Annotated in this window: 6 protein-coding genes and 2 pseudogenes; all 8 read right to left on the bottom strand. The window is 72.9% G+C overall.

The annotated features are described in order from the left end of the window. A pseudogene (locus tag DY218_RS26045) lies at nt 1–1,293 on the bottom strand (hypothetical protein); the annotation flags it as partial. Nucleotides 1,294–1,367: 74 nt separating this feature from the next. Beyond that, a complete protein-coding gene (locus tag DY218_RS26040) occupies nt 1,368–2,261 on the bottom strand; it encodes a hypothetical protein (protein WP_128558577.1) in 894 nt (297 codons plus the stop codon). Between the two features lie 70 nt (nt 2,262–2,331). Continuing rightward, complete coding sequence (locus tag DY218_RS26035) at nt 2,332–3,846, bottom strand: magnesium transporter CorA family protein (protein ID WP_407703687.1); 1,515 nt, start codon at nt 3,844–3,846, stop codon at nt 2,332–2,334. A 219-nt stretch (nt 3,847–4,065) separates the two neighbouring features. Next, complete coding sequence (locus tag DY218_RS26030; RefSeq protein ID WP_233521906.1) at nt 4,066–5,478, bottom strand: cytochrome P450; 1,413 nt, start codon at nt 5,476–5,478, stop codon at nt 4,066–4,068. Further along, nucleotides 5,475–6,077 carry a GTP-binding protein gene (locus DY218_RS26025; protein WP_128558575.1) on the bottom strand — a complete coding sequence of 201 codons (603 nt, stop codon included), beginning with the start codon at nt 6,075–6,077 and terminating at the stop codon, nt 5,475–5,477. The genes DY218_RS26030 and DY218_RS26025 overlap by 4 nt, the downstream gene beginning before the upstream one ends. After that, nucleotides 6,055–6,417: a DUF742 domain-containing protein gene (locus DY218_RS26020; RefSeq protein WP_128558574.1), complete on the bottom strand. Its 363-nt coding sequence runs from the start codon at nt 6,415–6,417 to the stop codon at nt 6,055–6,057. The genes DY218_RS26025 and DY218_RS26020 overlap by 23 nt, the downstream gene beginning before the upstream one ends. Next, nucleotides 6,414–6,821 (bottom strand): roadblock/LC7 domain-containing protein, encoded by a 408-nt coding sequence (locus DY218_RS26015; RefSeq protein WP_128558573.1) that lies wholly within the window; start codon nt 6,819–6,821, stop codon nt 6,414–6,416. The genes DY218_RS26020 and DY218_RS26015 overlap by 4 nt, the downstream gene beginning before the upstream one ends. A gap of 20 nt (nt 6,822–6,841) precedes the next feature. Beyond that, nucleotides 6,842–7,270 (bottom strand): annotated as a pseudogene (locus DY218_RS35445) (hypothetical protein); the annotation flags it as partial.

Raw genomic sequence — 7,270 nt, 5'->3', positions numbered from 1 at the left:
GGCTTCGCGGATGGCGGCGGCGACGCGCGCGGAGCGGTCGGCCGCGGCCCGGTGCCGCAGCACGGCCTCGGCCGCCTGCCAGGCGGCGTGCAGCGTACGGCCGTCCGCGAGCTCGCGCTTCTGGGCGGCGGCGGCCTTCTCGGCTGCCGAGAGCGCCAACGAGGCGTTCCGGTAGGCCAGTTCCGCGGCGATCGCCGATCGCCTGTCCTGCTCCCGGCCGGCCTCGGCGACGCGCTGCTCGGCGGTCGCGAGGCGTTCGGCCAGGTCCGCGGCGCGGCCCCGCTCCTCGGCCGCGCGGGCCGAGAGCCGGGCGGCCAGGGCGCGAGTGCGACGCTCGGCACCCGCGTGCACGTCACGCGCGCGCGCCCGGGTCTCGGTGGCCTCGACGATGCGGCCGAGCAGATCGACCGAACCGGCCGTGAAGTCACGCTCCGCGATCAGTTCCGCCCGGCGGCCCAGCTTCGCACCGAAGCTGCTGACCAGATCGGCGAGGCCGTCGGTGTCCCGGGTGTCGGTGACGGCCCGCAGCAGCAGATCGGTGAAGTCGGAGTCCTTCTTGACCGCGAAGAGTCCGGCCGCCTCGCCCTCGTCCGCGTTCATCTCCCGCTGGTAGCGGAAGAGTTCGGGGTCGAGGCCGAGGTCGCCCAGGTGCTCGTTCCACCGGTCGTGGATCTCCTCCCAGTGCACCTCCAGGTGCGGATAGGCCTTGCCGGCCTCGGTGAGGGCGTCCCGGAAGCCCTTCATGGTGCGGCGCCGCCCGGAGGCCCCCGACGCGCCCTCGGCCTGCGGGCGTACGGCGGTGGCCTCGGCGACCGGCAGATTGTCCAGGCTCAGTCCGGGGCCGGGCCGGAAGGAGTACCAGGCCTCCGCGAACTTCCGCGGGTCGCTGGACACTTGGCGCCCGCGCCACTCGCTGACCTTGCCCACCACCACGGCCTCGCCGGTGAGCGTGTGCTGCCACTCGAGCGCCACGTGGCCGCAGTCGTCGGCGAGCAGGAACTTGCGCAGCACGCCGGAGCTCGCGCCGCCCAGGGTGTTGCGGTGGCCCGGCAGCATGACCGAGAAGATCAGCTTGAGCAGGACGGACTTTCCGCCGCCGTTCTCCAGGAAGAGCACTCCCGCGGGAGCGGGCCTGCGCGGCGGCCCGACGGGCTCCTCCTCGAAGAACTCCGCCTGGGCGGGCGCCGGTTCGGGCACGGTGGCGCCGACGCCGCGCAGGTCGAGCACGGTGTCGGCATAGCGCGCGCCGGCGGGGCCGATCGAATAGAGGCGGACCCGGGACAACTCGTACATGGCGGCGGACTCTCGTGGTCGGTCGGTGAGCGGGGGTGCGGTCGGGGCTGCGTGGCCGGTCGGTCAGCGGCCGGTCAGGCGCGGTCGGCGTGCAGGGGCAGGCCCGCCTCGGCGACCAGGCCCACGTCCTCGGGATCTGCGGGCGGCAGCAGGCTGGCGGAGCCGTCGGATACGGGCACCACGCCGAGTTCGAGCAGCTCGGCGAGGGCGGCGCTGCCGGCCGTGTCCCGTACCTGGAGCTGGTAGCGGGCGGTGGTGCGGTAGGTGCCTCCGGCGTCGTCACCGGTGCGCTGCAGGAAGCCGGAGTCGGTGAGGAAGGCGACGGCCTTGCCGACGATGCCGGTGGTGGAACCGGCAAGGCGGCGGGCGTCCTTGGTCGCCCCGGTGGCGCTGCGCCGCGCCCAGACCCGCCAGGCGGCCTCCAGTCCGGGGGCGTCGGTGGCCGGGTCGGTGTTCTCGCCGCGCTCGTCCGCGCGCTCCTCGAGGCGGCGGCAGGCCTGGCGTACGAAGGCGTCCACACCGTGCACCGTGACCCGGCCGATGTATCCGTCGTCGGCCAGATCCTCGGGGCGCGGGAACGCCATCGCGGCGACCGCGAGATGCGCGAGGCCGTGCAGGAATCGGTCACCGGTGTCGGATGCGGCGCGGCGCGCGTAGTCGCCCATCCGGACGGCGAAGACGGAGTCCTCGGCGGCGGTCACGGCCATGCCGGCGCGCGCGGACACCTCCAGTACGACGAGCCCCAGGCCACTGGCCACGGCGTCGGCGAGGCGGGCGAAGGGCGGATCCTCGCGGTACCGGCGCAGCAGGTCGGCGTACTCGGCGTCCCTGGCCGGCTGCAGTTTGGGCTGGAGTCCGAAGGACACCAGCCGGGCCGCGTCGGCGGCGTCCGCCGGGGTCACCGGGGCGGGCGCGGGGCGGGCCTCGGGCTCACTCCACGCGGCCCTGTCTGCGTGGTGGTCGCTCACGGCTTGTGCTCCTCGGTGGGGGTCTTGTACAGGTTCCAGGCGGGGTCCCGGGACGGGGCGGGCGGGCTCATCAGCCCGCCTCGGTGCGGCCGGCCGCCATGCCGGCGGCGTCCAGGAGCGCGGTGCCCACGATCAGATCGGCACCGCCGAAATCCGGGTCGTCGAGCTGGGTGCCGTCGTCGACGGCGAAGAGGAGGCGGGGCTCGCCCTGGCGGTAGGCGGTGCCCACCGGCGGGCTTGCGGCGTGCACGGCGAGCAGCGCGACCAGATAGGGCAGTTCGGGGTCGCTGCGGCGGGCCTCGGCGAGCAGTCCGGAGAGGCGGCGCGGGGCGTCGTGCGCGATGTCCAGGAGCTCGGTCGCGGCGGCCAGCTGCTCCTCGCTGAAGCGGCTGTCGTCCGGGGTGGCGATCAGGTCGGGCTCGGGCATCTCGGCACCCAGGTGCGCGCGCTCCACGGGCGGTGTCAGGAGCAGGTCCACGAGGTCGCCGAGCCGGACGGCCGACGGGGTGCGCAGACCGGTGCCGTGCGCGAAGAAGGCGTCGGTGACCCGGCCGGCCTGCTCCAGCGGAAGCGGCAGGGCGGGGGCGAGCAGCTGTCCGTAGAGGTCGAGTCCGGTGTGCGCGGCGGGCGGGGCGAAGGCCTGGCGGTCCTGCTCGGCGCGGAACAGCGGACCGGCCTCGAGGAGCCGGGACTGCAGCTGGGTGTGTCGGCGGATGCAGTCCTTGACGATGTCGACCAGCTCGGCGGCGCGGCGCTTGTGCTCGTGGTCCTCGGCCTCGTCGCGGGCCTTACGGATGTTCATCAGGATGGCGTTCTCGTGGCGGTAGCGGTCGGCCACGTGCTCGAGCGCCTCGTCGATCATGTCGGGGACGGACTGCAGCCAGTCGACCGCACGGACATTGCGCCGGGTGGCGTCGAGGGCGCGGCGCAGGGTCTCCGAGTACTGGACGGTCCGGTATCTGGCCTGCTCGGCGGCGAGCTGGGCGTCGGCGAGGCGGCCGCGGTTGATCAGCACCTCGAGCTTGACCTCGGCGGCGATCTGGGCGCTGGTCACATCGGTGTCGAGGGCGCCCACCAGGACGTTGACCGCCTCGTCGGTGGTGCGCAGGCAGACGCCGCCACCGGTGCCGGGGACCTCCTCGACGAGTTTGAAGTCGTAGTCCCTGCGTACGTATGCGCCGTCGGGGGCGAAGGTGCCGTAGACGGCGCGGAAGCCGCGGTCGACACTGCCGACGTTGATCAGGTTCTCCAGGACCCAGCGCGCCACGCGCTCGTGCTCCTCGGCCGGGCGGGAGGGAGCCTGGGCGGCGACGCGGGGGACGAGTCTGGTCACTATCTGGTCGTGGTCCGCGCCGGTGTCGAAGTCCATGTTCAGCGTGACCAGGTCGATGGCGGCGAGGGCGACCTCGGCCATCGCGTACACCGCGTACGCACCCGCGAGATTGGCCTTGCGCACGTCCAGGTCGTGCAGCGGAGCGGTGCAGGCGAGTGCGCGCAGGCGGCGGGCCAGGCCCTCGTCTGCGGCGGGTCCCTTCGCGGGGGCGGGTACGGAAGTGGTCACGACGGAAAGGTTATGCGGTCGCACCGACAACGACGGGCGGCGGGCCGCCGGGCTCGGGGCCGACTGTGTGTTGCCCCTGGGGCCCGGTCCACTGCCACGGCCCTGGCGGGGCTGGTCCACAGTCGCCGGACGGGCTGGAAAATCAGCCCGTCCGGCGACTTAGGACAGCGGCTCGGCCGAGGGCGGAACCCGCATGTCCGCGTGGGACGGTCCGGCTCGGGCGGGATCGGCCGGGTGGGAGGCTTACGTGTCGCCGCGCCACCACCGCAGCCAGGCCTGCGCGAGCCGCCGCAGCGGGGAGCGCGGGCGGCGGGCCGGGACCGGGTGGACCGGTCCGGAATCCGGGAGGGTCGCCAGGGCCGCTCCGGGGCGCGGGACCGCGGGGCTGACGGCCCGCGCCGCGGCCGGCGGCTCGGTCACCACATGCGGGGTGAACTGCGCCGGCAGCGTGTGGAGCGCGCGGTGGAACGGCCCCGTCCGCCAGGTGAGTTCCGCGGGGTCGACCGCGATCTGCACGTCCGGCAGCCGGTTGAAGAGCCGCTCGATGGCGATCCGTCCGATGCTGAGCGCGTGCGGCTGGGCCGGGCACCGGTGCGGTCCCGCCGACCAGGACAGATGGCTGCGGGATGTGGCGCGCTGGTCGGCGTCCAGGATCTCCTCGGGGTCCGTGTTGCAGGCCGCGAAGCTGATCACGATGGGGATGCCTTCGGGGAAGTGGGTGCCGTAGATGTCGACCGGCCGGCGGGCGTAGTGGACGGCGTAGTTGGCCAGGGGTGTCTCCTGCCAGAGCACCTCCTCGATGGCCGTGCCGATGGGCACGTTGACCCGGTCGTCGGCGAAGCGCGGGTCGGTGAGGATCTTCAGGAGCGCGTTGCCGATGAGGTTCTGCTCGGCCTCGCTGCCCGCGCCGAGCAGTGTGACCAGCTGGTGGATCACTTCCTCGGCGTCGGGGCGCGAGGCGTGCTGGAGCATCCAGGTGGTGACATCGGAGCCGGGCACGGCCTGCTTGTGCGTGATGAGCTCGATCAGACCCTCGGTGACCTGTACGTTCCCGGACTCGGCCTCCACGCCGTCGAAGATCTTCCCCATCCCCTCGACGAGCCGGTCGCCCACGTCGCCGGGGCAGCCGAACATCTTGTTGAAGACCATCAGGGGCAGCCGCTTCGCGTACTGCGCGATCAGGTCGGCCCGGCCGGTCCGGGCGAAGGAGTCGATGAGATCGTCGGCGACCTGCTCGACGTAGCGGCGCAGTTCGTAGTCGTCGATCTTGCCGAGGCTCTCGTCGACCACCTGGCGCCGGGCCTGGTGCACGGTGTCGTCGGAGAAGAGGCAGTTCGGCCGGGGCGCCATCATCGGCAGCACCCGGCTGTCCGCGGGCACCCTGCCCTCCCGCAGGTCCCGCCAGCGGTGCGGGTCCTTGGAGAAGTCCGGGCTGGTCAGGATGTAGCGAGCGGTCTTGTAGTGGGTGACGAGCAGGGCCTGGACACCCGGTTCGAGTGCGACCGGTGCGGCGACTCCGTAGCCGCGCAGCCGGTCGTAGACACCGGCCGGGTCCCGCGCGAACTCCTCGTCGAACAGTGGAGTCGCGCCCGCGCCCGCCCCGGTGACCGGGCAGCCCGACGGGGGAGCGAATCCGTAGGAATCGGTGTGCGTCACGGTGCTTCCTTCTGGACGGCGCGATTGTGGAGGTACTCGACGAGCGTGATGAGCGCCTGGGACGAGGAGTTGACGTCCCGGGCGTCGCAGGTCACCAGCGGTGTCTCCGGGTGCAGATCGAGCGCTTCGCGGACCTCTTCGTCGTCGTAGCGGCGGGAGCCCGTGAAGTGGTTGACGGCCACCGCGTACGGCAGTCCGTACTCCTCCACGCGGTCGAACACCTCGAAGCTCTGCTGCAGCGCACGCGTGTCGGCGAGCACCAGCGCCCCGAGTGCCCCATAGGCCAGGTCCTGCCAGAGGCCCTTGAAGCGGTCCTGGCCCGGCGCTCCGAACAGGTACAGGACGAGCTGCTGGGTGAGGGTGAGCCGGCCGAAGTCCAGGGCGACGGTGGTGGTGGTCTTGTCGGGCAGCGCCGACAGGTCGTCGACCAGCTCCGACGGCTTGGTCATGACCTCCTCGGTGCGCAGCGGAGTGATCTCCGAGAGGCCGCCGACCAGCGTGGTCTTGCCGACGCCGAAGTGACCGACGACGAGGATCTTCACGGCGCGCTCGACCGTGGGCGCCAGATACATGCCGTCAGAGACGGGCGCGGAGTGCATCGAGGACCTCCTTCAGGAGCTCGGGCCCTGCGTTCTGCACGACGGGCGCGGTCCGGGTGGCGATGAGCCCCGCGTCGATCAGGTCGACGACGAGGACTCGGGTGACGGATACGGGAAGTCCGAGATGGGATGCCACCTCGGCGAGGGAGAGCAGGGCACCGCCGCGGCAGATGTCGACGATCCCGCGCTGCTCGACGGTCAGGTGGTGCAGCGGCCTGGTGTTCTGGGTGGCGAGCAGCAGGGTGACCACGTCCAGGGGCGTGCCGGCGCGGGCGCGGCCGCCCGTGATGACGTAGGAGCGGACCAGGCCGCCACTGCGCCGGCGGGAAGGCTCGGTCATGCCCGGTGGCCGATTTCCGAGCGGTCGGGGACGCTCAGCTCACGCCGGATCCGGGCAACCAGGCTCTGCATGTCGTAGGTGAAGGCACCCAGATCCACATCGACATGGGTGGACACTCCGAGGAAGCTGCCGGGGCCTGCCTCGGCCAACAGGACGAAGCTGCGCTCCAGTTCGATGACCGTCTGGCGCAGTCGGTTGTCGGCGCCTCCCCCCAGCGCGTCCGACTGGCTGAGCGAGGCGACCGCGGACATGGCGGCGGCGAAGCGCTCCGCGTCCTCGCGGTCGATCTGGCTGGTGGCGGCCTGGGGCAGACCGTCCCGGGAGAACAGCACGGCGAAGTGCACCGCTGGATTGTGCAGCAGGCTGTCCAGCATCCAGGACCGCTCGGTGCGGGCGTAGTTCATCGCAAGACTCCTCAAGTCTCCTAGTCCCGGGGGGCGTCTTCGCGGCCGCGCCGCGTGCCCTGCTGGATCGCCCCGTTGAGGCGGGCGGCGTCGCGCGGCGAGCGGTCGGAGACCGAGGGCTCGCGGGCTCCGGCCAACTGGTCGCCGGTGGCGGGCGTACGGCGCGAGCGTCGTGGCAGTCCGCCGGACGTGTGGCCGAGCACCGGCGCATCCACCGGGTGCTCCGCCGGCGGTTCCGGCGCAGGTTCTTCGGCGGGGGGCGGCATGGGGGCTCTCAATTCGTATTCCCGCACGGGGGCAGGTCCTGGTTCGGCGGCGGCCGGCGGCGGTGGCAGCGGTCGGTGCCCGCCCGGATCGGCGGCAGCGGGTGGCGGTACGGAGCCGGGGCCGGCCGGATCGGCGGCAGCGGGCGGCGGTGCGGAGCGATGCCCGCCCGGCTCCGCGACGGC

The sequence above is a fragment of the Streptomyces triticagri genome (assembly GCF_003429565.1).
Lineage (GTDB): Bacteria > Actinomycetota > Actinomycetes > Streptomycetales > Streptomycetaceae > Streptomyces > Streptomyces triticagri.
The sequence above is the reverse complement of the archived record's forward strand: the minus strand, read 5'-3'. Positions and strand labels throughout refer to the sequence as shown.

Coding starts and splice junctions, on each gene's coding strand:
- DY218_RS26025 (WP_128558575.1), bottom strand. CDS start 6,077: ATGCACTCCGCGCCCGTCTCTGACGGCATGTATCTGGCGCCCACGGTC.
- DY218_RS26020 (WP_128558574.1), bottom strand. CDS start 6,417: ATGACCGAGCCTTCCCGCCGGCGCAGTGGCGGCCTGGTCCGCTCCTAC.
- DY218_RS26015 (WP_128558573.1), bottom strand. CDS start 6,821: ATGAACTACGCCCGCACCGAGCGGTCCTGGATGCTGGACAGCCTGCTG.